Source organism: Parafrankia sp. Ea1.12 (assembly GCF_900465275.1).
Lineage (GTDB): Bacteria > Actinomycetota > Actinomycetes > Frankiales > Frankiaceae > Parafrankia > Parafrankia soli.
This window is the reverse complement of the sequence record NZ_UBIZ01000495.1, coordinates 1-1,547: the sequence shown is the minus strand read 5'-3', so window position 1 is coordinate 1,547 and position 1,547 is coordinate 1. Positions and strand designations below refer to the sequence as shown.

Below are 1,547 nucleotides of genomic sequence, written 5' to 3'. Positions count from 1 at the left end.
GTCGCCGGCAGTCCCGTCGCGCGTCCCGTGGCCGTGTCCGCCGGCGACCTCGGGCTGCTGCTCCTACGGATGACCTTCGGCCTGCTGCTCGCCGGGCACGGCGCGCAGAAGCTCTTCGGCCTGTTCGGCGGCGAGGGCCTCACCGCGACCGGCAGCGGGTTCACCCAGCTTGGTTACCACCCCGGCACCTTCTTCGCCGGGCTGGCCGGCGCAGGCGAACTCCTCGGCGGCCTCGGCCTGGCCGCGGGCCTGCTGACTCCGTTGGCGGCCGCGGCCGTGATCGGCGTGATGATCAATGCGATGATCGTGACCGTGCCGCGGGGACTGTGGGCAACCGACGGCGGCATGGAGTATCCGCTGTGTATCGCGGTGGTCGCGACCGCGGTAGCGGCGATCGGCGCGGGGCGGCTCGCACTCGACCGCCTCTTCCGGCGGCGCGACGGTGGGCTGCCCGAGATGGCGTTCGCCGTCGGGCTCGGCAGCCTCGGTGCCGCCGTCGTCCTGGCAGTCAGCTGACATCCCCGGCCAGCGTGGCCAGAGGTCGGGCCAGGCCAGGCGGGCCAGACCAGGCGGCCGATTCCGCCTCCTCGGCTGTGCCGCCTGGCGTCCGTTCACGTTTTCCCGGCGGCGCCGTCCGACGTCCGTTTCCGTCGCCCCGGCGGTGCCGATCGGCGTCCGCCTTACCGGCGCCGACCGCTGTGCGAGTGGAGTCCACACACGTGGCGTACGGATCGTGATCGTCCAGCGACTCGCCGGAGTGGCGGTCCGTGACGTAGAGCGACCACCTCAGTTGTTCGTCGTCGTCGCTTCGTCCGATCCGCCGCTGGTGGCGACGTCCGAATGATTCGGCGGCTGGTCGGCCCCGGTCTCGGCGGCTCGGCCCAGTTCGGCGCGCAACAGGGCGGCGTTGGCGAAGATTGTCAGCGCACACCAGAGCCGTCGGGGACAGGCCAGCGGTCCGGTGATCTCGGCGAGAGTCACGATCTCCTCCGCCGACATCGCCCTGGCCTCCGATGACCCCCGCGCCGTCCAGCAGGTCATCACGCTGTCGCGCGCCAGCTACCGCAAGATGATCCAGAACCTCGCATTCTCCCGAACCCGACACAAGCCCGCGTGGCGAACTCGCAGATCATCGGTCAGTGTGCGTCCCAGACAGGGAAAATTTTACTCTGTCCGTGCACCGCACAACCCGCAGCCTGGACCATCGGTACGGTGAAACCGCAGGTAGGACAGAGGAAGAGTGGGCAGAACCGCACACAATGCGAACCGCCACCCCACCATCCCCGGCCCCACAATTTCCATCCCCAACCGCGAGAACAGGTCATCTACCAGCGGAAACGCGCAGCCACGCCGCCGCACGTCCGTAGACGGCACGCGGGCCCCGACCCCAGAATGACACCGGTGGTCGGGACCAGTAGGCCATGGCCCCGACCAGCAGCCCGGGCCACGGCGGCCTGCCCGAAAACGGGCAGCACCTCACACTTCAACACTCACCGACCCCACCGCTTCCTCTGTCCTACCTGCGGTTTCACCGTACCGATGGTCCA

2 protein-coding genes are annotated in these 1,547 nt (G+C 69.5%); one reads left to right on the top strand and one right to left on the bottom strand.

Features of this window, described 5'->3' with window-relative positions:
* The first annotated feature begins 27 nt into the window (after positions 1-27).
* Positions 28-516 carry a DoxX family protein gene (locus tag FMEAI12_RS29305; RefSeq protein WP_235014756.1) on the top strand — a complete coding sequence of 163 codons (489 nt, stop codon included), beginning with the start codon at positions 28-30 and terminating at the stop codon, positions 514-516.
* A gap of 270 nt (positions 517-786) precedes the next feature.
* On the opposite strand, the gene FMEAI12_RS36750 is transcribed toward FMEAI12_RS29305, so the two are convergent.
* Entirely contained in the window at positions 787-999 is a 213-nt protein-coding gene (locus FMEAI12_RS36750; protein WP_071066777.1) for a hypothetical protein, read from the bottom strand.
* Positions 1,000-1,547 lie beyond the last annotated feature (548 nt).